Source organism: Bradyrhizobium frederickii, assembly GCF_004570865.1.
Lineage (GTDB): Bacteria > Pseudomonadota > Alphaproteobacteria > Rhizobiales > Xanthobacteraceae > Bradyrhizobium > Bradyrhizobium frederickii.
In genome coordinates, this window is sequence record NZ_SPQS01000009.1 from 261,739 (window position 1) to 283,703 (window position 21,965).

The 21,965-nt window shown below is 65.6% G+C and carries 21 protein-coding genes; 11 read left to right on the forward strand and 10 right to left on the reverse strand.

Annotation, left to right across the window (positions count from 1 at the left end; genetic code table 11):
• Positions 1-175 precede the first annotated feature (175 nt).
• Both polA and E4K64_RS18055 read left to right on the forward strand, forming a co-directional pair.
• Positions 176-3,256 carry a DNA polymerase I gene (gene polA, locus E4K64_RS18050; protein ID WP_135164712.1) on the forward strand — a complete coding sequence of 1,027 codons (3,081 nt, stop codon included), beginning with the start codon at positions 176-178 and terminating at the stop codon, positions 3,254-3,256.
• A gap of 274 nt (positions 3,257-3,530) precedes the next feature.
• On the forward strand, positions 3,531-4,166 hold the full coding sequence (locus E4K64_RS18055) for a LysE family translocator (protein ID WP_135164713.1): 636 nt from the start codon (positions 3,531-3,533) through the stop codon (positions 4,164-4,166).
• A gap of 122 nt (positions 4,167-4,288) precedes the next feature.
• On the opposite strand, the gene E4K64_RS18060 is transcribed toward E4K64_RS18055, so the two are convergent.
• Positions 4,289-4,915, reverse strand: coding sequence for a glutathione S-transferase family protein (locus tag E4K64_RS18060; protein ID WP_135164714.1), 627 nt, complete (start codon positions 4,913-4,915; stop codon positions 4,289-4,291).
• A 184-nt stretch (positions 4,916-5,099) separates the two neighbouring features.
• On the opposite strand from E4K64_RS18060, the gene pyrE reads away from it, so the two are divergent.
• Complete coding sequence (gene pyrE / locus E4K64_RS18065) at positions 5,100-5,663, forward strand: orotate phosphoribosyltransferase (protein WP_135164715.1); 564 nt, start codon at positions 5,100-5,102, stop codon at positions 5,661-5,663.
• A 246-nt stretch (positions 5,664-5,909) separates the two neighbouring features.
• Complete coding sequence (locus E4K64_RS18070; protein WP_167772101.1) at positions 5,910-6,665, forward strand: DUF2865 domain-containing protein; 756 nt, start codon at positions 5,910-5,912, stop codon at positions 6,663-6,665.
• Positions 6,666-6,796: 131 nt separating this feature from the next.
• On the opposite strand, the gene E4K64_RS18075 is transcribed toward E4K64_RS18070, so the two are convergent.
• From E4K64_RS18075 to E4K64_RS18100, 6 genes are all read right to left on the reverse strand, one after another.
• A complete protein-coding gene (locus E4K64_RS18075; protein WP_135164716.1) occupies positions 6,797-7,228 on the reverse strand; it encodes a hypothetical protein in 432 nt (143 codons plus the stop codon).
• A 117-nt stretch (positions 7,229-7,345) separates the two neighbouring features.
• Positions 7,346-8,044 carry a ligase-associated DNA damage response endonuclease PdeM gene (gene pdeM / locus E4K64_RS18080; protein ID WP_135164717.1) on the reverse strand — a complete coding sequence of 233 codons (699 nt, stop codon included), beginning with the start codon at positions 8,042-8,044 and terminating at the stop codon, positions 7,346-7,348.
• Positions 8,045-8,163: 119 nt separating this feature from the next.
• On the reverse strand, positions 8,164-10,740 hold the full coding sequence (locus E4K64_RS18085; RefSeq protein ID WP_135164718.1) for a ligase-associated DNA damage response DEXH box helicase: 2,577 nt from the start codon (positions 10,738-10,740) through the stop codon (positions 8,164-8,166).
• 302 nt (positions 10,741-11,042) lie between these two features.
• Complete coding sequence (locus E4K64_RS18090; RefSeq protein WP_135164719.1) at positions 11,043-11,408, reverse strand: nuclear transport factor 2 family protein; 366 nt, start codon at positions 11,406-11,408, stop codon at positions 11,043-11,045.
• Positions 11,409-11,562: 154 nt separating this feature from the next.
• Positions 11,563-11,913 (reverse strand): RidA family protein, encoded by a 351-nt coding sequence (locus tag E4K64_RS18095; RefSeq protein WP_027575148.1) that lies wholly within the window; start codon positions 11,911-11,913, stop codon positions 11,563-11,565.
• A gap of 168 nt (positions 11,914-12,081) precedes the next feature.
• Positions 12,082-13,740, reverse strand: coding sequence for an FAD-binding dehydrogenase (locus E4K64_RS18100; protein ID WP_135164720.1), 1,659 nt, complete (start codon positions 13,738-13,740; stop codon positions 12,082-12,084).
• A 266-nt stretch (positions 13,741-14,006) separates the two neighbouring features.
• Between E4K64_RS18100 and E4K64_RS18105 the strand changes: the two genes are divergently transcribed.
• From E4K64_RS18105 to E4K64_RS18125, 5 genes are all read left to right on the forward strand, one after another.
• Positions 14,007-14,528, forward strand: coding sequence for a hypothetical protein (locus tag E4K64_RS18105; protein ID WP_164718901.1), 522 nt, complete (start codon positions 14,007-14,009; stop codon positions 14,526-14,528).
• 124 nt (positions 14,529-14,652) lie between these two features.
• The gene (locus E4K64_RS18110; RefSeq protein WP_135164721.1) at positions 14,653-14,847 is read left to right on the forward strand and encodes a hypothetical protein; all 195 of its coding nucleotides are present in this window, start codon (positions 14,653-14,655) and stop codon (positions 14,845-14,847) included.
• A gap of 24 nt (positions 14,848-14,871) precedes the next feature.
• A complete protein-coding gene (locus E4K64_RS18115) occupies positions 14,872-15,462 on the forward strand; it encodes an SCO family protein (RefSeq protein ID WP_135164722.1) in 591 nt (196 codons plus the stop codon).
• 161 nt (positions 15,463-15,623) lie between these two features.
• Positions 15,624-16,559, forward strand: coding sequence for an ABC transporter substrate-binding protein (locus E4K64_RS18120; RefSeq protein ID WP_135164723.1), 936 nt, complete (start codon positions 15,624-15,626; stop codon positions 16,557-16,559).
• A 184-nt stretch (positions 16,560-16,743) separates the two neighbouring features.
• Complete coding sequence (locus E4K64_RS18125; protein WP_135164724.1) at positions 16,744-18,387, forward strand: lysine--tRNA ligase; 1,644 nt, start codon at positions 16,744-16,746, stop codon at positions 18,385-18,387.
• A 190-nt stretch (positions 18,388-18,577) separates the two neighbouring features.
• Here E4K64_RS18125 and E4K64_RS18130 read toward each other — a convergent pair whose 3' ends face one another.
• Both E4K64_RS18130 and E4K64_RS18135 read right to left on the reverse strand, forming a co-directional pair.
• Positions 18,578-19,330 (reverse strand): carbonic anhydrase, encoded by a 753-nt coding sequence (locus tag E4K64_RS18130; protein WP_135164725.1) that lies wholly within the window; start codon positions 19,328-19,330, stop codon positions 18,578-18,580.
• Between the two features lie 105 nt (positions 19,331-19,435).
• The gene (locus E4K64_RS18135) at positions 19,436-20,047 is read right to left on the reverse strand and encodes a TetR/AcrR family transcriptional regulator (protein WP_167772088.1); all 612 of its coding nucleotides are present in this window, start codon (positions 20,045-20,047) and stop codon (positions 19,436-19,438) included.
• A gap of 131 nt (positions 20,048-20,178) precedes the next feature.
• Here E4K64_RS18135 and E4K64_RS18140 point away from each other — a divergent pair, with 131 nt between their 5' ends.
• Positions 20,179-20,598 (forward strand): ester cyclase, encoded by a 420-nt coding sequence (locus tag E4K64_RS18140; protein WP_209311971.1) that lies wholly within the window; start codon positions 20,179-20,181, stop codon positions 20,596-20,598.
• A 42-nt stretch (positions 20,599-20,640) separates the two neighbouring features.
• Positions 20,641-21,132, forward strand: coding sequence for a DUF3237 domain-containing protein (locus E4K64_RS18145; protein WP_126260188.1), 492 nt, complete (start codon positions 20,641-20,643; stop codon positions 21,130-21,132).
• Positions 21,133-21,203: 71 nt separating this feature from the next.
• Here the strand turns inward: E4K64_RS18145 and E4K64_RS18150 are convergent, their stop codons facing one another.
• Positions 21,204-21,857: a S24 family peptidase gene (locus tag E4K64_RS18150; RefSeq protein WP_135164727.1), complete on the reverse strand. Its 654-nt coding sequence runs from the start codon at positions 21,855-21,857 to the stop codon at positions 21,204-21,206.
• Positions 21,858-21,965: the final 108 nt, after the last annotated feature.

Sequence of the window (21,965 nt, forward strand, 5' to 3'; positions counted from 1 at the left end):
CAGTATTCCAGAGACAGCAATTATTGACCGATGCGCCGCGGCGTACTGGATTCCCCGCTTTCGCGGGAAATGACAGTGGAGATGTGGGAAATGACAGTGGGGATAGCTGCGCCAACGCCTTAAAAACTCGCTGTCTGAGGCTGTCAAAGCCCGCAAAAATTCATACATTGCGGCCATGCCCAAAACCTCCCCGAAGACCACCGCCAAAGCCGACACCAAGGCAGCGCCCAAAGCCGCCGCCGATACCAAGCCCGCTGCTGCCAAACCTGCTGCCAAGCCGGTTGCAGCCAAGTCCGCCGGCAAGGGCGACCACGTGTTCCTGGTCGACGGTTCCTCCTACATCTTCCGCGCCTACCACGCGCTGCCGCCGCTGAACCGCAAGTCCGACGGGCTGCAGGTCAACGCCGTGCTCGGCTTCTGCAACATGCTGTGGAAGCTGCTCCGCGAGATGCCCGAGGACAACCGGCCGACGCATCTGGCGATCATCTTCGACAAGTCGGAGATCACGTTCCGCAACAAGATCTATCCCGAATACAAGGCGCATAGGCCGCCGGCGCCTGAGGATCTGATCCCGCAATTCGCGCTGATCCGCGAGGCGGTGCGCGCCTTCGACCTGCCCTGCCTGGAACAGACCGGGTTCGAGGCCGACGATCTGATCGCGACCTATGTGCGGCAGGCCTGCGAGCGCGGCGCCAGCGCGACCATCGTGTCTTCCGACAAGGACCTGATGCAGCTCGTGACCGATTGCGTCACCATGTACGACACCATGAAGGACCGCCGCATCGGCATCCCGGAGGTGATCGAGAAATTCGGCGTTCCCCCGAACAAGGTGGTGGAGGTGCAGGCGCTGGCCGGCGATTCCACCGACAACGTGCCCGGCGTGCCCGGCATCGGCATCAAGACCGCGGCGCAGCTGATCACCGAATATGGCGACCTCGACCAATTGCTGTTCCGCGCCGGCGAGATCAAGCAGCCGAAGCGGCGCGAGGCGCTGCTCGAGAATGCGGAGAAGGCCCGCATCTCGCGGCAACTCGTGCTGCTCGACGACAAGGTCGAGCTCGAGGTGCCGCTCGACGACCTCGCCGTCCACGAGCCGGACGCGCGCAAGCTGATCGCCTTCCTCAAGGCGATGGAATTCACCACGCTGACGCGGCGCGTCGCCGAATATGCGCAGATCGATCCCACCAATGTCGATGCCGACCCGGGCTATGCCCGCGGCGCCAGTGTGTTCACGCCGCTGCCGCCCTCGGACGTCGTGCCCGCACCGGGGACCGGCACACCGGCGCAAGCCGCGCCTAGCCGCCCCAACAAGTCGGCAAGCAAGGAGGACAAGGCTGCGAGCCCGAAGGGCGCGCCGATCTCGCTCGCCGCCGCGCGTGAAGAGGCGCTGCGCAAGCTTCCGGTCGATCGCAGCAAGTATCACGCGATCAAGACGCTTGGGGAACTCGACGCCTTCATCGCGCGCGTCCACGATGCCGGTCATGTCGCGATCGAGATCAAGGCCAACTCGATCGATCCGATGCAGGCCGATCTCTGCGGCATCGCGCTGGCGCTGGCGCCGAACGATGCCTGCTACGTGCCGCTGGCGCACAAGCAGTCCGGCGGCGGGGCGGGCCTGTTCGACGCGGGCCTCGCGCCAGATCAGGTCAAGCATGCGGATGCGATCGCAGCGCTGCGGCCGGTGCTGGAATCGGCCGGCATCCTCAAGATCGGCTTCGACGTCAAATTCAGCGCCGTGATGCTGGCGCAGCACGGCATCACCCTGCGCAACATCGACGATGCGCTCCTGATCTCCTACGTGCTCGATGCCGGTCGCGGCTCCCAAGCGCTGGAATCGCTGTCCGAGCGCTGGTTCGGTCATGCCATGATGAAGGAGAACGAGCTGCTCGGCAGCGGCAAGGGCAAGATCACCTTCGACCAGGTGCCGATCGACAAGGCCGCCCCGCTGTCGGCCGAAGGCGCCGACGTCGCCTTGCGGCTCTGGCGCGTGCTGAAGCCGCGCCTCGTCGCCGAGCACATGACCACGGTCTATGAGACGCTGGAGCGGCCGCTGGTCTCCGTGCTCGCGCGCATGGAGCGGCGCGGCATCTCGATCGACCGCCAGGTGCTGTCGCGGTTGTCCGGCGACTTTGCCCAGACCGCCGCGCGCGTCGAGGCCGAGATCCAGGAGATTGCGGGCGAGCCGGTCAATGTCGGCAGCCCCAAGCAGATCGGCGATATCCTGTTCGGCAAGATGGGACTATCAGGCGGCACCAAGACCAAGACCGGCGCGTGGTCGACCACCGCGCAGGTGCTGGACGAGCTCGCCGAGCAGGGCCACGACTTCCCGAAGAAGATCCTGGAGTGGCGCCAGGTCTCGAAACTGAAATCGACCTATACCGACGCGCTGCCGACCTATGTCAATCCGCAGACGCATCGCGTGCACACGACCTACGCGCTGGCCGCGACCACGACGGGCCGGCTGTCCTCGAACGAGCCGAATTTGCAGAACATCCCGGTGCGCACCGAGGACGGCCGAAAGATCCGCCGCGCCTTTATCGCGACATCAGGACACAAGCTGGTTTCGGCGGATTATTCGCAGATCGAGCTGCGGCTGCTCGCCGAGATCGCCGACATTCCCGTGCTGAAGCAGGCGTTCCGCGACGGCCTCGACATTCATGCCATGACGGCGTCGGAGATGTTCGGCGTGCCGATCAAGGGCATGCCGAGCGAGATCCGCCGTCGCGCCAAGGCAATCAATTTCGGCATCATTTACGGCATCTCGGCGTTCGGCCTCGCCAACCAGCTCGGCATCGCCCGCGAGGAAGCCTCCGCCTACATCAAGAAGTATTTCGAGCGCTTCCCCGGCATCCGCGCCTACATGGACGAGACGCGGGACTTCTGCCGCAGCCACGGCTACGTCACCACGCTGTTCGGCCGCAAGTGCCACTACCCCGACATCAAGGCCTCCAACGCCTCGGTGCGCGCCTTCAACGAGCGCGCCGCGATCAACGCGCGGCTCCAGGGCACCGCCGCCGACATCATCCGCCGCGCCATGACGCGGGTCGAGGACGCGCTCGCCGCGAAGAAGCTGTCGGCGCAGATGCTGCTGCAGGTCCATGACGAGTTGATCTTCGAGGTGCCCGACGCCGAGGTCGAGGCGACGCTCCCCGTCGTGCAGCACGTGATGCAGGACGCGCCGTTCCCGGCGGTGCTGCTGTCGGTGCCGCTGCACGTGGACGCGCGCGCGGCGAACAATTGGGACGAGGCGCATTGAGGCTGCTCTTTACCCTCATAACATGCGCTGGCTGCCGCCACACACTCGGTGTCGTCCCCGCGAACGCGGGGACCCATAACCACGGAATCTGGTTTGGCGAAGATTGCCCATGACTACCTTGCGTCAAACTTCTCCCTGGGGGTATGGGTCCCCGCGTTCGCGGGGACGACGCTGGGATGACATGCGGGCATCGAATTGTCCTCCGAGCAATTGCGCGATGGCCCGGCACGGCCTCGCATATTAGAACCAGTGCATCTCCCGCACCGGTTCAGCCATGCCCCACACCTCCGCCCTGCTCGGCTTCGCCCTCGTCAGCCTCGGTCTCGTGCTTACGCCGGGACCGAACATGATCTATCTGATCTCGCGCTCGATCACGCAGGGACCGGCGGCCGGCATCGTCTCGCTCGGCGGCGTCGCGCTCGGCTTCGTGTTCTACATGCTGTGCGCGGCGTTCGGCATCACGGCGCTGCTGCTCGCCATTCCCTTTGCCTATGACGCGCTGCGCTTCGCCGGCGCAGGCTATCTGCTCTGGCTCGCCTGGCAGGCGGTGAAGCCCGGCGGACGATCGCCGTTCCAGGTCAGGAAGCTCGCGATCGACAGCCCGCGCAAATTGTTTGCGATGGGCTTCGTCACCAACCTGCTCAACCCGAAGATCGCGATGCTGTATCTGGCGCTGCTGCCGCAATTCATCGATCCCGCCGCCGGCAGCGTGCTGACGCAGTCGGTCGTGCTGGGCGCAATCCAGATCGCGATCAGCGTCAGCGTCAATGCGATGATCGCGCTGGCCGCCGGCTCGATCGCGCTGTTCCTGGCGAACCGGCCGAGCTGGATGCTGGTGCAGCGCTGGCTGATGGGCACCGTGCTGGCCGGGCTCGCGGTGCGGATGGCGGTGGAGGCGAAGAAGGTGTGACGGCACAACTGTCATGCCCCGGCTTGACCGGGGCATCCAGTACGCCGCGGACTCTCGACTCAATCACCGCCGTCTCTGGAATACTGGGTCGCCCGGTCAAGCCAGGCGACGACAGCATCAGCTCAATCCAGCTTCGCCTCCATCCCCCGCTTCACCCCGGGCCGGGCCATCAGGGCCTCGTACCAGCGCTTGACGTTGGGGAAGTCGGCCAGATCAACCTTGTGGCGAGGATGGCGCCAGGCCCAGCCCAGGATGGCAAAATCGGCAATCGAGAGCTCGCCGGCGACGAAGTCGCGTCCGTCCAGGCGGCGGTCGAGCACACCGTAGAGCCGGCGCGTCTCCGCCATGTAGCGCTTCAGGCCGTAGGCGCGATCCTGCTCGTTCTCGAGCGCGATGAAATGGTGCACCTGGCCCGGCATCGGACCGAAGCCGCCCATCTGCCACATCAGCCATTCGTAGACGGGGATCCGCTGACCAAGCGATTTCGGCAGGAATTTGCCGGTCTTTTCACCGAGATAGAGCAGGATCGCGCCGGATTCGAAGATGCTGATGGGCTTGCCGTCCGGACCTTCGGGGTCGACGATCGCGGGGATCTTGTTGTTCGGGGACAGCTTGAGGAACTCCGGCGCCATCTGCTCGCCCTTGGTGATGTTCACCGGGATCACCTTGTAGGGCAGCCCCATCTCCTCCAGCGCGACCGAGATCTTGCGGCCGTTCGGCGTGTTCCAGGTGTGCAGCTCGATGGTCATTCCCGTTTCCTTCCCGAGGAGGCGTCGCGCCCGATCCGGGCTCTCAACTACTCCAGAAGGTCGCGGCCCCACAACCGGCAGCCGGGGATGGCCGATCCCTGTTGACGAGGGACACACCCTCTGGAATGTCGCTCCCGTCGCGGATAAATTCCGCCTCCTCCAAAAAGCTTTTCGAGGGACCGCCGTGTCGAAATCTGCCTCCCGCGCCCGCCTGTTCGAAATCATCCGCCGGCGCTCATTCGGCCGCGGTGAGGTGACGCTCGCGTCGGGCCGCAAGAGCGATTTCTACTTCAACCTGAAGCCGACCATGCTCGACCCCGAGGGCGCGACCCTGCTCGCCGAGCTGACCTACGAGGCCCTGAAGGACGACAATCTCGATTTCATCGGCGGCCTCGAGATGGGCGCGGTGCCGCTTGCCGGTGCGCTGGCGCAGATCTCCTGGATCAAGGGCCATCCGATCGCGGCGTTCTTCGTGCGCAAGAAGCCGAAGGAGCACGGCGCCAAGCTCGCGATCGAGGGCCTGCCGAAGGGCGAGACGCTTGCAGGCAAGCGCGTCGTGATCGTCGAGGACGTCACCACGACCGGCGGCTCGGCGATGAAGGCGGTGGAATCCGTCCGCGAGACCGGCGCCAATGTGGTGCTGGTCCTGACCATGGTCGACCGCGAGGAAGGCGCCACCGACACCTTCGGCGCGGCCGGCCTGCCGTTCCGTTCGCTGTACAAGGCCTCGGAGTTCTTGAAGGCGTAAGAGAGGACGATTGATTCTCCGTCGGCATGCCCGAGCGTGCCCCGGGAGCAACGCCGTCGGTGAAGCTGCGCGCGGCCATAAAGAGATCACCGCCTCGTCTTGAAACCGCCTCCACGCAACCGCTCATTTACCATCGCGCATTACGGTGAATCGTGTGCTGAAGACCTCGAACGGTCCTGACCGGTTCCGTAGCGTCGGGTGGAGTGAGCTGTGCGTACAGAGTTGTCCCATACGCGGCGTCGCGCGATGCTCGCAGCCGTGATGGTTGCGGTTCCCATGCTTGCGGCCCCGGCCCCGGTTTCGGCCGAAGGCCTGTTCGACTTCCTGTTCGGCGGAATGCAGCGGCCGCAGCCACAGCAGCCGAACTCCTACTCCGATCCCTCCACAGGCCAGCAGAATCCGCAATATGTGCCGCCGACACGCTCGGCCGCAGCCGGTGGCTCGGGCCCGGCTTTCTGCGTGCGCAGCTGCGATGGCAAGTATTTCCCGCTGATGCGAGGCATGGTCTCACCAGTGCAGATGTGTCAGGCCTTCTGCCCTGCCACCGCGACAAAGGTCTATTTTGGATCCAGCATCGACGGTGCCTATTCGCAGACCGGCGAGCGCTACGCCGACAGCGAGAACGCGTTCGCCTATCGCAAGGCGCTGCGCGCCGACTGTACCTGCAACGGCCGTGATCCGGTCGGCCTCGCTCCGGTCGATCTTGCGCTGGATTCGTCGCTGAAGGCCGGCGACGTGATTGCCACCACCGACGGCCTCGTCGCCTATACCGGCATCCGCGTCGGCAATGACCAGGCTGCGGACTTCACCCCGGTTGCCTCCTATCCCGGCCTCACCGCCCAGGTCCGCGCCCGCCTCGGCGAGATGAAGGTGGCCCCGGTGCGGGCAGAGACGGTGTCGGCAGATGCCCCTGCCGCAGAGATCGTGCGTGAGGCGCTGCCCGATGTGACCGTGCCGAAGACGACGGCGCAGAAATCGGCGAAGCGGGCGGGGTTGGATTGATCTCGTGTCCCGGACGGCGGCGTAGCGCGAAGCGATGCGACGTTGAGCCGGGACCCAGAATGCCGCAAGCCTGGACCCCGGCTCTGCAGCGCACCGCTGACGCGATGCGCTTTGTCCGGGGCACGAAACGATCACCTCCCGATGATCACCCCGATCACGTTCGGCGCCGCCAGATATTTCTCCTCGATCGCCGCGCGCGCGGCGGCGCGGTTGTCCGGCGTCAACAGGCCGCGCTTCTCGGCCAGGATCATCCAGCAGAAGCCCCACCAGTCCGTCAGCATGCCGTGATCGCCGACGAGGTCGTAGCCCTGCTCGGCCGCGAAGATGCGCGCCTGCGCTTCGTCCAGCGTGTCGAGAAACAGATGATCCTCGGCCACGAACAGATCGTCGCTGATGTCGTCGATGGTGTAGCCCCAGATCGACTGGCACACCGCGTTGAACTCGCGGTCGAACTGGTCGTCGTCGATGCGCTGGCGCCGCGCCGCCTGATGCAGCCGCGACAGCGAGCGCGCGAAATCGGCGATCCGGGTGAGGGCGAATTGATCGAAGGCGATGGTGGACATCTAGTCCTCGCAAAGTCTGACAGACGCTAGATATTGTGCCGGCGATGCGCCGAATCACAATGATATATCAAAGACTTGCTAAAGTGTTCTTAATTTGTTCGAGACTGCCCGGAAATCTCAGGAACAGCGCGAGGCGGCAATGGCGTGGACGCGGCGGTCGCCGAGCAGATGGGCGACGAAGCCATCGGCCGGGAAGATCTTCGCGAATGCGGCGTCGCGGATGCTGAGGCCGCCGGCATAGGCGCCGAACGCCGGCATCACCGCGCGCATCCCGTCGGAGGCGAAGCAGCGGCGCTCCATGGAGCGGCCGCGCGCCGAGACGCGCGCCTTGGGATGGAGATGGCCGGCGATCTCGCCGGGCGCGCCGGTCGGCTCGTGACGGAAGGTGATCGGGCCGATCGCGACCTGCTCGGCGACGGTGCCGCCGAGATCAGGCGGCAGCATCGGATCGTGGTTGCCGGAGATCCAGATCCAGTCGCGGCCGCTCTGCAGCGCGCCGACGGCCTCGCGATCGTCCGGCGACAACCGTTCATGCGCCGTGCGGTCGTGAAAGCTGTCGCCGAGGGCGATCACCATTCGGGGATCGTGGCGGGCGATGACGGCGGCAAGACGGCTCAGCGTCGCCAGCGTATCGTAGGGCGGCAGCAGCACGCCGCGCGTGGCGAAGCTCGAGCCCTTTTCCAGATGCAGGTCGGAGACGACGAGCAGGCGCTGCTCTTCCCAGAACAGCGCGCCGGAGAGATCGGCGTGCAGCGCGATGCCTGCGACGTCAACGTGCCGGGTCGAAGTTATCGATACCGCCACATTCTCCGTCATGGCCGGGCTTGTCCCGGCCATCCACGTTCTTGCCGCGGAGACAAAGACGTGGGTGCCCGGGTCAAGCCCGGGCATGACGTGGAGAGAATTGAGCCCCCAAAAAACATTGCTGCAGCAGTCTACGAGATCGCCTCTTTGACGAGCTCATCGGCCGCTTCGGCCAAGAGCTCGTCTGCAGCTTCGCCATAAACTGACTCGCGGCCGATTTCCAGCATCACCGGGACGGCGAGCGGCGAGACATGGTCGAGTTCCCGGAGCGTGATGCGCCCCTGGATGCGCATCAGCATGTCGCTGAGGCGGCGCAGATCGAGCAGGCCGGTGGCAGCGTCGGCGCGCGCGGCGCGCAACAGGACGTGATCGGCCTGGTGCTTGCGCAGCACGTCATAGACGAGATCGGTCGAGAACAGCACCTGGCGGCGGCTCTTCTCCTCGCCGGTGTGCCGGCGCGCGATCAGGCCGGAGATGATCGCGCAATTGCGGAAGGTGCGCTTCATCAAGGCCGACTCGGCGAGCCAGGCTTCGAGATCGTCGCCGAGCATATCGGGGTCGAACAGCGCGTCGAGGTCGATCCGGCCGTCGCGGATCATGAAGGACATGTCGCCGAGCGCCCAGACCGCGATGGCATATTCATTGGCGACGAAGCCGAGCGGCCGGGCACGGGCACGCTCCAGCCGGCGCGTCAGCAGCATGCCGAGGGTCTGGTGCGCGAGCCGGCCTTCGAACGGGTAGCAGACCAGATAATGCTTGTTGGCGCGCGGGAAGCTCTCGACCAGCAGCTCGCGCACCGCCGGCACCTTGCTGACGTCCTTCTGCTGCGACAGCCAGTCGCGCACCTGCTCCGGCAGGCCGGCCCAGGCGCGGCCGTCATCGAGCAGCCGGCGCACGCGTTCGGCGAGATAGGTCGAGAGCGGAAACTTGCCGCCCATATAGGACGGCACCTTCGGGTCCTTGTCATGCGCGCGCGAGACATAGACCTGGTCCTCGACCAGGGTCTCGTAGCGCACCACCTCGCCCGAGAACACGAAGGTGTCGCCGGGGCTGAGGCCCTCGATGAAGGCCTCCTCGATCTCGCCGAGCAGCCGGCCGCCGCGCGCGATCACGCCGGTCGATCCGCTACCGCCGCCGCGCGAGCGCACCAGACGCACCTTCAGCATGTCGTCCTCGACGATGGTGCCGACATTCATGCGGTAGCTTTGCCGCACCTTGGGGTTGGCGACGCGCCAGCGCCCCTCCTTGTCCTGCTTGATGCGGGCGAAGCGTTCATAGGTCTTCAGCGCGTAACCGCCGGAGGCGACGAAATCGACGACATCGTCGAAATCCTGCCGCGACAGCTCGGCGTAAGGCGCTGCGGTGCGAACCTCGGCATAAAGCTCGTCGGAGAGGAACGGCTCGCCGCAGGCACAGCCGAGCACGTGCTGGGCCAGCACGTCCAGCGCCCCGGTGCGCAGGGGCGGCGTGTCCTGCGCGTTCTCGGCAATGGCGTCGATCGCGACGCGGCACTCCAGCACCTCGAAACGGTTGGCCGGCACCAGCACCGCGCGCGAGGCCTCGTCGAGGCGATGATTGGCGCGGCCGATGCGCTGCATCAGGCGCGAGGAGCCCTTGGGTGCGCCGATATTGACGACGAGATCGACATCGCCCCAGTCGACACCGAGGTCGAGCGAGGAGGTGCAGACCACGCCGCGCAGTCTTCCTGCCGACATCGCGTCCTCGACCTTGCGGCGCTGGGCGACGTCGAGCGAGCCGTGATGCAGCGCGATCGCGAGGCCGTCGTCGTTCATGCTCCAGAGATTCTGGAACAGCATCTCGGCCTGGCTGCGCGTGTTGACGAAGACCAGCGTGGTCTTGTTCGCTTTGATCAGCTCGTAGATTTCGGGGAGCGCGTGGCGCGCGCTGTGGCCTGCCCAGGGCAGCCGCTCGCGCGTATCGAGCATCTCGACCACGGGCGGCGCGGCACCGCCGGCGACGACGATGTCGGCTGCTCGCTCCTTGCCGTCGGGCTGCGGCACCAGGAAGCGCGCGAGCTGCTCCGGCTCGGCCACGGTTGCCGACAGGCCGATCGCGCGCAGCTGCGGCGCCAGCCGCCACAGCCGCGCGAGGCCGAGCGAGAGCAGATCGCCGCGCTTGGAGGTCACCAGCGCATGCAGCTCGTCGAGCACGATGCGCTTCAAGGAGGAGAACAGGAACGGCGCGTCGTCGGAGGACAGCAGCAATGCAAGCTGCTCCGGCGTCGTCAGCAGCACGTCCGGCGGATAGCGCCGCTGCCGCTGCCGCCGCGACACCGGCGTGTCGCCGGTGCGGGTCTCGACCTTGATCGGCAGCGCCATCTCCGCGATCGGCCGCTCCAGATTGCGCGCGATGTCGACGGCGAGCGCTTTCAGGGGCGAGATGTAAAGCGTGTGCAGGCCGCCGGTTCGTTGCACGCCGCGGCCGGTGGAGACGAGGCTTTGCTTCGCACCCGCGGTCCGTTTGGCCGCCTCCGTCGACAGCTCCACCAGCGTCGGCAAGAATCCCGCCAGCGTCTTGCCGGCGCCGGTCGGCGCGATCAGCAGCGCCGAACGGTCCTCGCGCGCCTTCTCCAGCAGCGCCAATTGATGCGCGCGCGGCGACCAGCCGCGGCTTGCGAACCATTGCTGGAAGCGGCTCGGCAGCAGCGCGGCGGGCTCGGCCGATGTTTGGAGGATACGAGGCGGCACGGCATGACAGGTAAGCCGTGGGGATGGCTTCGTCGAGGGGGTGCGCCCTCCCCGCCTGCACGAGGAGGGTTATCGCATTCGAAGACTGCCTCTGCAGCCATCCTTCGAGACGCCCGCCTCTGGCGGGCCCTCAGGATGAGGACGGAGTGCGCGGTAGCAGTTTTCAACAACCCGCGATGCCGCTGAGCCTCATCCTGAGGAGACCGCAAAGCGGTCGTCTCGAAGGACGAGGCGTGCGCTCCGATGCCGCTCAGAACCGGATACGACCGCCCTCCCCGCCTTCACGAGGAAGGCCAGCAGTCTCACGCCGCGGCCGGGACCTGATCGAGAAATCCGGTCACGCTGCTGATGCGGCCGTCCTTCAGCACGGCGAAATCCGTGCCCTTGATCGGGCTGTCGCCGCCGTCGGGACCAAGCCCCCACGAGAAGCGGATGCGATCGCCGTAACCGTTGGGCTCGCCGATCAGGTGGAATTTGAAATCGGGAAAGCGCTGCTGCACGCCGGCGATCAGGGCCTCGATGCCGTCGCGGCCGTCGCCCTTCATCAAGGGATCGACATAGCTCGCATCACTCGTCCAGTTTTCGCTGAGCAGCTCGCGGCGCCGGCCGGCCGTGCGCTCATTCCAGAGCTCGATGTAGCGGCGGGCGATGGTGACGGGGTCGGTCATGATGCTCTCCTTCGATGGCGCCGTGTTGTCCGGCTGACCGCACTATCGAAGGTTCACGCGCGAGGATCGATTACCTCGCAGGTCATCGTTGCGCAAAAAAGAGCGCGATGATGTTGTCATCGCGCTCCATCTCGCATGCGAGTTGTTGTGAAGACTACTTCGCGGCAGTCACCATGATCTCGACGGTGTATTGCGGCGCCGCCAGCTTGGCTTCGACGGTGGCGCGCGCGGGGGTGTTGCCGGGCGACACCCAGGCGTCCCACACCGCATTCATCTCGCCGAAGGTCTTCATGTCGGTGATGTAGATCGTGGCCGAGAGCAGCTTCGACTTGTCGGTGCCGGCCTTGGCGAGATGGCCGTCGATGGTCGCCAGGATGTCCTGGGTCTGCTTCGTCACGCTTTCGCCGGCGGCCTTGTTGGCGACGACGCCGGCGAGATAGACGGTGTTGCCGTGGACGACGACCTGGCTCATGCGCGGGCCGGTTTCGAAACGCTGGATGCTCATTGGGGATCTCCTCACTGGAATGGCGGCTCTGTCTAGCCCAGCACCTCGCGCTCTGCCACCCCCGGCACGCATGCGTTGCCCGGCACGCATGCGTAGCCGAACGCGCATGCATTTCCGGGCAGATCTACATCCGAGTCGGGCGATGAGCGGCGCGTCGCAGGGTGCGGTTCAGCCCACCGCCTTTGCTGCCGACCGGCCCGCATTGCGGCCCGAGAACAGGCAGCCGCCGAGAAAGGTGCCTTCGAGCGAGCGATAGCCGTGCACGCCGCCGCCGCCGAAGCCGGCGGCTTCGCCGACCGCATAGAGGCCGGGAATGACGCGGCCCTCGCCGCCGAACACGCGGGACTCGAGGTCGGTCTCGAAGCCGCCCAGCGTCTTGCGAGTGAGGATGTTGAGCTTGACCGCGATCAGCGGCCCCTGCGCGGGATCCAGGATGCGGTGTGGGGAGGCGGTGCGGATCAGCCTGTCGCCGATATAGCGGCGCGCATTGTGGATGTTCATCACCTGCGCATCCTTGACGTAAGGATTGGCGATCTCGCGGTCGCGCGCCTCGATCTGCGTCCTGATATGCGCGAGCTTGAGGAGGTCGCTGCCGGCGAGCTTGTTCATCTCCGCAACGAGATCCTCGAGCTTGTCGCGTACGATGAAGTCGACACCATGGCTCTTGAATGCTTCCACCGGCGCCGGCGCGCCCTTGTTGGTGGCGCGGCGCAAGGTCATGCGCCAGCTCTTTCCCGTGAGGTCGGGGTTCTGCTCCGAGCCCGACAGCGCGAACTCCTTCTTGATGATGCTCTGGGTCAGGATGAACCAGGAATAATCGTAGCCCGTCGACATGATGTATTTGAGCTGGCCGAGCGTGTCGGAGCCGGGGAAGAGCGGCGCCGGCAGCCGCGTGCCGGTTGCGTCGAACCACATCGAGGAGGGTCCGGGCAGGATGCGGATGCCGTGGCGCGGCCAGATCGGCGACCAGTTCTGGATGCCCTCGACATAATGCCACATGCGGTCGCGGTTGATCAGCCGCGCGCCTGATTTCTCGGTGATGCCGATCATGCGGCCGTCGACATGCTCGGGCACGCCGGAGATCATGAATTTCGGGGGATCGCCGAGCCGTTTCGGCCAGTTCTGCCGGACCAGCTCGTGATTGCCGCCGATGCCGCCGGAGGCCACGATCACGGCCTGCGCCTTCAGCGCGAACTCGCCGACCACGTTGCGCGAGGAGCTCTTGCCGCGCTCGATGGCGTCGGGGGCAATGATGGCGCCGCTGACGCCGTCCACCGTGCCGTTGGTGATCGAGAGCGCGTCGACGCGGTGGCGGAACCTGAAGCTCAGCCGGCCGCTCCGCATCGCCTCGCGCGCGCGGCGCTCGAACGGCTCGACGATGCCGGGCCCGGTGCCCCAGGTGACGTGAAAGCGCGGTACCGAATTGCCGTGCCCCATCGCGTCGTAGCCGCCGCGCTCGGCCCAGCCGACCACGGGGAAGAAGCGATGGCCCATCGCCCGCAGCCAGGCGCGCTTCTCGCCGGCCGCGAAGGCGACATAGGCCTCGGCCCATTGCCGCGGCCAGAAATCCTCGTCGCGGTCGAAGCCGGCGGCGCCGATCCAGTCCTGCATGGCGAGGTCGAAGGAGTCCTTGATGCCGAGCCGGCGCTGCTCCGGCGAATCGACCAGGAACAGGCCGCCGAACGACCAGAATGCCTGGCCGCCGATCGACTGCTCGCCTTCCTGGTCGACCACGATGACGCGCTTGCCCGCGTCGGCAATCTCGGTGGCGGCCACGAGCCCCGACAGTCCCGCCCCGACGACGATGACGTCTGTTTCCTCAGCCATGCACTTCCCCCTCCATGAGTTTCCCCCCTGTAGTTGCCCGGATTGAAGCCGGCGGTTGCAACTGAGATCAAGGGTGCGGCGCGTAAGACCTCATTAACTTGTTCCACTTTGGGATGGAGACCCACCGGGTGCAGCGCGGACGCAACACTGGATTTGAATTTGTTTTGAGTCAGCCGGCCTGCCTAGACAAAACCTCGGTTACGACGGACGCTAGCCGTGCATCACCACCTGACACGCAGATTCGAATTCGACTGGGGCGGGGGCCAATGAAGTTTCTGACGGGGTTGCTTGCGGCGGTTCTGTTGATCGCTGGCATGGGGGCTTCTCACGCGGTGGTTCGGATCGCGGATGACCGCGGTGGCCGGATTGGAACCTACGTCGACAAGTATCAGGACCTGCGTCAATCAGGCGAGACCGTCATCATCGACGGCCTTTGCGCATCCGCCTGTACCATCGTCCTGGGCGCCATCCCGCATGACCGCATCTGCGTGACCTCGAGCGCGACGCTCGGCTTCCACGCCGCCTGGGATTTCGGCCGCAATGGCCGCGCCGTCACCAATCCCGAGGCGACCCAGATGCTCTATGCGATGTATCCCTCGCACGTGAGGCGCTGGATCAGCCAGCGCGGCGGCCTCACCCCGAATATGCTGTTCCTGAGGGGCAAGCAGCTCCAGGCCATGTACAAGCCCTGCTACATGGACGCGCAGGCCTCGACCATCAAGCCGTCGCGCCGGCCTCTCCCGCAAGCGGACCAGATCGAATCCGCCCGGGGCCAGCTGCTGCACTGACGTTCTCGACCTGACTGGATCGTTCTAGCCCGCCGGCGGCGTCTTGCCCGCAGGCGGGCCAAAGCCTATCTGAAGGCTTGGGAACCGGGGGCCTTCGCCCTCGATCGTTGTCTCGATCGTTGTCATGGCTCAACCACTGCACCCGACGCATCCGTTACAGGACAATTCGTCCACTGCCGGCCGGACGCCGTCCGTGCTGCTGTGGGCGGGTGCGGCGATCGGCGGATTGCTGGTGCTCGGCACGATGGCGCTGTGGTTCCACTACGGCACGCAAATGTTCTTCGAAATGATCAGGACCGGCTTCGCCGCCTGCTTCTGATCCGCGACAGGAAGTTTCCCGCTCATGAGCTCCGCCACCCGTCCGCTGGTGATCGCGACCGCCTTCGCGGCAAGCCTCGTTGTCGGGCTGCTGATCATGTTCTGGGCCATGGGCGGGGTCAGCAAGGTGGCGCAGCCGGCTGCGATCGGCGGCCCGTTCCAGCTTACCGACCAGAACGGCAAGGCCGTCACCGACAAGAGCCTCAAGGGCAAGCCGACCCTGATCTTCTTCGGCTACACCCATTGCCCCGACGTCTGCCCGACCTCGCTGTTCGAGATCTCGGAAGTGCTGCGCGTCATGGGCAAGGATGCCGACAAGGTCAATGCCGTCTTCATCTCGGTCGATCCCGAGCGCGATACGCCGGCGACCATGAAGGAATACCTGTCGAGCTTCGATCCGCACCTCGAGGGCCTGTCCGGCGACCCCGCCGAGATCGCCAAGGTCATCACCTCCTACCGGGTCTACGCCAAGAAGATCCCGACCAAGGACGGCGACTACACCATGGACCACACCGCGCTGATCTACCTGATGGACCGCGACGGCCGCTTCGTTTCGCCGTTCAATCTGAAGCGGACGCCGGAAGAGGCGGCGGCCGATTTGAGGAAGTATCTTTGAAGGCTGCGTTCGGGTCCAATTGCTTCCAGATCGTCATGGCCGGTCTTGACCCGGCCATGACGGCCGAGGGACCTTCACCCAGCCACATTCCGCGCTCGCGTTCCCGGCGGGATGGTCTATAACGCCCTCCGATCCCAACGAAATTCGTTCATTTCCGGCCGATGGCTCCATCGCAACAGGCGAAATCGACCAAATCTGCCCGTGGCTTGCTGACCGGGCTGGCCGTGACCGCGTGCCTGCTCGCGAGCCTCCCCGCCGCCGAGGCCCAGGCTCCCGCCAAGCGCCCCCCGGCGGCACCCCAGGCCACGCCGCAGGTCGCGCCTCAGGCCGCCCCGCAGGCCGTGCCCGGCTTCTGGGACCCGCGGCGGCGGCCGGAACGGCCGGACCTGTCGCGCCTGACCGTGATCCGCTTCCTGACCGAGACCGACTATCCGCCCTTCAACTACACCGGCGCCGACGGCAACCCGGCCGGCTTCAACGTCGATCTCGCCCGCAGCCTGTGCGAGGAGATCAAGGTCACCTGCACGGTGCAGATGCGCCGCTTCGAGACGCTGGTCGATGCGCTCTCCTCCAACCGCGGCGATGCCATCATCGCCTCGATGGCGGTGAGCCCGCAGCTGCGCGCCCGCGTCGACTTCACCGATCCCTATTATCGCGTGCCGGCGCGCTTCGCCTCGCGCAAGGACGCGGTGATGCCGGAAATCCGGCCCGAATATCTCGAGGGCAAGAAGGTCGGCGTCATCGCCGGCTCCGCGCACGAGGCCTATCTCAAGGCCATGTTCACCGATGCGGAGCTGCATGCCTATCCCAGTGACGAGGCGATGCGCGCCGCCTTGCGCAAGGGCGAGGTCGATTTCATCTTCGGCGACGCCATCTCGCTGGCGTTCTGGATCAACGGCACCGATTCCGGCGATTGCTGCGCCTTCTCCGGCGGCCCCTTCGTCGAGAGCCGCTTCTTCGGCGAAGGCATCGGCATCGCCGTGCGCAAGGGCAACGACGTGCTGCGCCAGGCCTTGAACTGGGCGCTGTTCCGCGTCTGGGAAAAGGGCCGCTACACCGATCTGTGGCTGCGCTATTTCTCGGTGAGCCCGTTTTAGCTGCGCGCTCTTGCGGCACGCGAGCTGCCGTAGGGTGGGCAAAGGCGCGCAAGCGCCGTGCCCACGTCTTATGAATGGTGGGCACGCTTCGCTTTGCCTACCCTACGATTCAGCAATCGTTGCCCCGCAACTTTTGCATTCTGCCCGGAAATCGCTATTTTCCGCGGCCCGGAGGCCCGTCTTGATGTCCGTTATCGATCCCAGCATGAGTCCGAGCGATCTGCGTGCGCTCGCCGAACAATCCAACGCCTGGCCGTTCGAGCAGGCGAAGGCCATCGTCGCGCGGCTGAAGAAGAGCCCGAAGGACGAGGTGCTGTTCGAGACCGGCTACGGACCGTCCGGCCTGCCGCATATCGGCACGTTCGGCGAGGTCGCGCGCACCTCGATGGTGCGGCACGCCTTTCGCGTGCTCACCGAGGACAAGATCAAGACGCGCCTGCTCGCCTTCTCCGATGACATGGACGGCTTCCGCAAGGTGCCCGACAACGTCCCCAACAAGGAGATGCTGACCGCGCATCTCGGCAAGCCGCTGACGCGGGTGCCGGATCCGTTCTCCAACGAGTACCCCTCGTTCGGGCACCACAACAATGCGCGGCTGCGCGCCTTCCTCGATCATTTCGGCTTCGACTACGAGTTCGCGAGCTCGACCGATTATTACACGTCGGGCCGCTTCGACGCGACGCTGCTCAAGATGCTCGCCGCCTACGACAAGGTGATGGAGATCATCCTGCCGACGCTGGGCCCCGACCGCCGCGCCACCTATTCGCCGTTCCTCCCGATCAGCAAGACCACCGGCATCGTGCTGCAGGTGCCGATGATCCGCCGCGACGTCGCGGCCGGCACGGTGACCTATGTCGACCCCGATACGAACCAGGAGGTCGAAACGCCCGTCACCGGCGGCAGCGTCAAGTGTCAGTGGAAGGCCGACTGGGCGATGCGCTGGGTCGCGCTCGGCGTCGACTACGAGATGGCCGGCAAGGACCTGATCGACTCGGTGAAGCTGTCCGGCGCGATCGCCAGGGCGCTCGGCGCCACGCCGCCCGAAGGCTTCAATTACGAGCTCTTTCTCGACGAGAAGGGCCAGAAGATCTCGAAGTCGAAGGGCAACGGCCTGACCATCGACGAATGGCTGCGCTATGCCTCGCCGGAATCGCTGTCGCTGTTCATGTATCGCGAGCCGAAGGCGGCCAAGCGGCTGTATTTCGACGTCATCCCGCGCAACGTCGACGACTATCAGCAATTCATCGACGGCTTCGCCAAGCAGGACGGCAAGCAGCAGCTCGGCAATCCGGTCTGGCACATCCACAACGGCAAGCCGCCGAAGGGCGACATGCCCGTGACCTTCCAGCTGCTGCTGACGCTGGTGTCGTCGTCGAACGCGGAGAATGCCGAGACGCTGTGGGGCTTCATCGGCCGCTATCGTCCCGGCGTGTCGCCGCAGACGCACCCCAAGCTGGACGCGATGGTCGGTTACGCCATCAACTATTACCGCGACTTCGTCGCGCCGACGAAACAGTTTCGCGTGCCGACGGACACCGAGCGTGCGGCGCTGCAGGATCTACGCGATGCGCTGTCGCAGCTTGCGCCGGACGCATCGGCCGAGGAGATCCAGAACGTCGTCTATGAGATCGGCCGCCGCGAGCCGTTCCTCGACCAGGTCAAGAAGGGCAAGGACGGCCGTCCCGGCGTCACGCTGGACTGGTTCAACATGCTCTACCAGGTGCTGCTCGGCCAGGAGAAGGGCCCGCGCTTCGGCTCCTTCGTCGCCGTGTACGGCGTGCAGAACGCGGTGAACATGATCGACGGGGCGCTGGCGCGGAGCGCGTGAGGCACGCGTTGCCCTTCGCTCCACGTTCGACTGTCGTCCCGGCGAACGCCGGGACCCATAACCCCAGGGAGAAGCTAGGCGAAGATTCGTAGTTGCGCTTGCGTCGGTACGAAGACCGCCGTCCTTCGACAGATCACGCGGTATGGGTCCCGGCGTTCGCCGGGACGACGGCATGGATTGGAGTCGCCGCTCAGATCGAACGCAGCACGTAGCGCCGGTTGTCCTTCTGCACCGGGCGCGCGTTCATCGGATAGAGCTTTGCGAATGCGGCGACATCGGTGGCCGACACCTTGATCGGGGTGGTCAGCAGCAGCCATTCGACCACTTCCGAGCAGGGCGGCGTCGTCAGCGAGCCGGGATAGCGGAAATAGCTCAGCTTCGAGGGCAGCAAAGCGTGCGGATCGATGCCGGCATCGGCCTTCACCGCCGGGCCTTCCGCCGCCGGCATGGTCTTGACGATCTTGCCGAAGGCCGGGTTCGGCCTGCCCTCGGCCATCAGCACGCCGACCACGGCGAGCCCGCCGGCCTCGTTGCGATGGACGAAATGCGCCTCCATCGGAAAATTCCTGCCGCCGATCATGTGCTCGCTCGGCCGGTGAAAGTGCACCTGAAGCAGCTTGTACTTGACGTCGCCGAGCATCAGCGTGCTGCCCTCGGCAAAGTTGAGCTGGATCGTGTGCCCGTTGTTGACGATGGTGTCGGCGCTCTTGCCCCAGTTCAGCTTCAGAACCGGCAATTGCGACCTGATCGTCCCCTCGATGTCGATCGGCGATTGCTGCAGGCCGACCGCGCAAGCCTTGTTGGCCGCGTCGAGATCGCCCCATTTGGCCGGGCCGCCGGCGCCTTCATAGCTCCAATGCGCGCCTTCGGCGGCGAAGGCCGGCTTGCAGATTGGACAAAGCGCGAGACCTGCCAAGGCCTTCAATGCGTGACGGCGATTCATCGTATTCCCCCAAGATAAAGCCGGAGCCGCAATATCGGCCGCAACCTATGCGAGAGGGCCTGTGAGTCGCAATGGCGATCGAGGGCGCTCGCAGGATCAAGGAGTTCAAGCCTTGTGGCGAAAGGTCTCCAGCACCGCCGCGACGATCTTCTGTCCGTCTCTGCGCAGCTTTCTGGAATCGTCCGCGTGGGGGAGCAACAGCCCGATCTTGCAGATCATCGCGTCGATCATCCGGCTGAGCAGATCGACATCGTCCGCGTTCAATTCGCCATCGCGCTTCAGAGCCCGCAGCGTCGCGATCAGGAGCGCGGTCGGGTAGGTCTCCTCGATCTCGCGATAGCGCGGCTCGCCGAGCACGGCCTGCGCTTCCTGGATGACAATGCGCGCATAGGCCGGCTCTTCGCAGGCGTCGAGATAGGCGTCGATGCCGGCGCTGAGACGATCCCAGATCTTGCGCTCGTTCCGCGCCGCGGCCTCGATCCGGCGGGCCGCCTCGCGCTGCATGGCAACCACCACGGCGTCGAACAGCGCCTTCTTGTCCTCGAAGTGATGGTAGAACGCGCCGCGCGTGACCCGCGCCGCCCGCGAAATCGCCTCCATGCCCGACGCCTGAAATCCATTGGCGGCAAACGCTTCGCGTCCGGCATCGAGCAGCGCCTGCCTGGTGGCTTCGCTGTACTCTTCCCGACGACTTCTCGGAGGATCCTTCGCCCGCATCGCGCGCAACCTAAGGCTTGACGCGTTGGTATCAAACCGCATATAACATACATGATGTATGTATTATTCAACTAGAATGCGGAAGCCGAAGCTGTGGATGGCAAGCGAATGTTCGAGCTGGCGGAAGGCTGGTGATCGCCAAGAGCCGGCAGGATGTCGCTGCGGCGCTGGAAGTCCTGCATCCGGACATGGTGCTGGAGACGCCGGCCTTCGGCACCAGGGCGCAGGGTCTTGCCGAAAACGAGCGCGTCCTGACGCGCTTCTTCAAGTCATTCCCGGACTATCACGTCACGCTGAATGGCCACGCCAATTCCGCCGACACGCTGGTCTGCTGGGGCACCGCCCGGATGACGATGACGGGTGATCGCTTCGGGGGCGCGCCCAATGGGCGCCGTGCCGAGTTGCCTGTGTTCATCGCCTTCGCCTTCCGCGACCACAAAATCGCGCATGAACGCTTCGTCTTCGATCTCTCCGAGCTGTGCGCCCAATCCGGCCTCTCGACCGATGCAGTCAGGCGCAAGCTGTTTGGCGATGCGACACAGGCGGCTTAGCCGCCGGCAAATCCCATCCAGGCATCAAGGAGTGCCCAGACCATGACCGATCCCCGCGTCAAATCCGTCGGCGATCTCGAGACCCGACATCTCTTCGACATCGTCGTCGATCTCGATCCGCGCCTCAATTTCGGCGCCGGGCCCGTCGGGCAGCGCGTGCTGTTCGGCGCAGCCAAGGGCTCGTTCGAAGGCCCACGCCTGCGCGGCGAGGTGCTGCGGGGCGGCGGCGACTGGGCGTTGTTTCGCGCCGATGGCGCCATGACGCTCGATGTCCGCCTGTCGCTGCGGACGCATGATGGCGAGCTGATCTATATGACCTATGGCGGCCGCTGGGTGACGCCGCAGGCTCTGCGCGCCGAGATGGCGGATCCGGCGCGACGCACCAGGGTCGATCCCGCCGGATATTACTTCCGCACCAATCCGCTGTTCGAAACCGGCTCGCAGACCTACGCCTGGCTCAATGACATCGTCTGTGTCGGCAAGGGTTATCTCGTCGAGGGCGCCGTCGCCTACAAGATCTTCGAAGTGCTGTGAGGCGCGCCGTGGATGCGCTCACTCAGTTGCGTCGTGTCGATGCAACGGAAGTCGCCTAACTGCCGCCGCAGTCACTGGCTCGTCCACACAATCCGCGCGATCCACGCCACCTCGCCCGCCGCCATCGTGCGCACGGCTTGCGATGCATTGAGCAATTGCAGCTCCAGGGCCTTCGCGGTACGGCGCTTCAGCGTTGCGATCGTCACCTCGCCCGTCCTGCTTCGCACCACCACGCGATCGCCTTTACGGATCGGCGCGCGCGGTGAAACCAGCACGATGTCGCCGTGGCGGTAGACGGGGGCAAACTCATCGCCGGAAATCTCCAGCGCGAAGCTGTGGCTGTCCTCGGTGGCCGGAAGCGCGGTTTCGGTCCAGCCTTTGCCGGCGGGAAAGCCGGATTCGTCGAAGGCCCCGCTCGCGCCGGCCAGCGCGAAACCGAGCAGCGGGACCGAGCGGCCGTCGCCGGCGTCATCGTCGACCAGCCGCGCAAAGCTGTCGAACGAGGCGTCTGCCGCCGCCAGCGCCTTGGCGATCGATTCGGTCGAGGGCCAGCGCTCGCGGCCGTCCGAAGTGACACGCTTGGACCTGTTGAAGGTGGTGGGATCGAGCCCGGCGCGCTTGGCAAGGCCGGACGGCGACAAACCGGCGCGCGCCGCCAGCCGATCCAGCGCGATCCAGATCTGGTCGTGAGTGAGTATCCTCTGCGCTTTGGCCTGTCTGACCATGCAAGGTCGAGCCCGTCGCAACTCAGGAAAATTGTCCTCAAATCAACCGGTTTTCCGTTTTTCGCGCAAGTGGCGGCGAAAGAAAGCGTTTTCAAGCGAGGTGGGTCC

Coding starts and splice junctions, on each gene's coding strand:
- E4K64_RS18150 (WP_135164727.1), bottom strand. CDS start 21,857: ATGGTCAGACAGGCCAAAGCGCAGAGGATACTCACTCACGACCAGATC.
- E4K64_RS18075 (WP_135164716.1), bottom strand. CDS start 7,228: ATGTCCACCATCGCCTTCGATCAATTCGCCCTCACCCGGATCGCCGAT.
- polA (WP_135164712.1), top strand. CDS start 176: ATGCCCAAAACCTCCCCGAAGACCACCGCCAAAGCCGACACCAAGGCA.
- E4K64_RS18070 (WP_167772101.1), top strand. CDS start 5,910: ATGCTCGCAGCCGTGATGGTTGCGGTTCCCATGCTTGCGGCCCCGGCC.
- E4K64_RS18055 (WP_135164713.1), top strand. CDS start 3,531: ATGCCCCACACCTCCGCCCTGCTCGGCTTCGCCCTCGTCAGCCTCGGT.
- E4K64_RS18105 (WP_164718901.1), top strand. CDS start 14,007: ATGAAGTTTCTGACGGGGTTGCTTGCGGCGGTTCTGTTGATCGCTGGC.
- E4K64_RS18095 (WP_027575148.1), bottom strand. CDS start 11,913: ATGAGCATCCAGCGTTTCGAAACCGGCCCGCGCATGAGCCAGGTCGTC.
- E4K64_RS18115 (WP_135164722.1), top strand. CDS start 14,872: ATGAGCTCCGCCACCCGTCCGCTGGTGATCGCGACCGCCTTCGCGGCA.
- E4K64_RS18060 (WP_135164714.1), bottom strand. CDS start 4,915: ATGACCATCGAGCTGCACACCTGGAACACGCCGAACGGCCGCAAGATC.
- pdeM (WP_135164717.1), bottom strand. CDS start 8,044: ATGACGGAGAATGTGGCGGTATCGATAACTTCGACCCGGCACGTTGAC.
- E4K64_RS18110 (WP_135164721.1), top strand. CDS start 14,653: ATGGCTCAACCACTGCACCCGACGCATCCGTTACAGGACAATTCGTCC.
- E4K64_RS18145 (WP_126260188.1), top strand. CDS start 20,641: ATGACCGATCCCCGCGTCAAATCCGTCGGCGATCTCGAGACCCGACAT.
- E4K64_RS18135 (WP_167772088.1), bottom strand. CDS start 20,047: ATGCGGGCGAAGGATCCTCCGAGAAGTCGTCGGGAAGAGTACAGCGAA.
- E4K64_RS18100 (WP_135164720.1), bottom strand. CDS start 13,740: ATGGCTGAGGAAACAGACGTCATCGTCGTCGGGGCGGGACTGTCGGGG.
- E4K64_RS18090 (WP_135164719.1), bottom strand. CDS start 11,408: ATGACCGACCCCGTCACCATCGCCCGCCGCTACATCGAGCTCTGGAAT.
- E4K64_RS18125 (WP_135164724.1), top strand. CDS start 16,744: ATGTCCGTTATCGATCCCAGCATGAGTCCGAGCGATCTGCGTGCGCTC.
- E4K64_RS18120 (WP_135164723.1), top strand. CDS start 15,624: ATGGCTCCATCGCAACAGGCGAAATCGACCAAATCTGCCCGTGGCTTG.
- E4K64_RS18130 (WP_135164725.1), bottom strand. CDS start 19,330: ATGAATCGCCGTCACGCATTGAAGGCCTTGGCAGGTCTCGCGCTTTGT.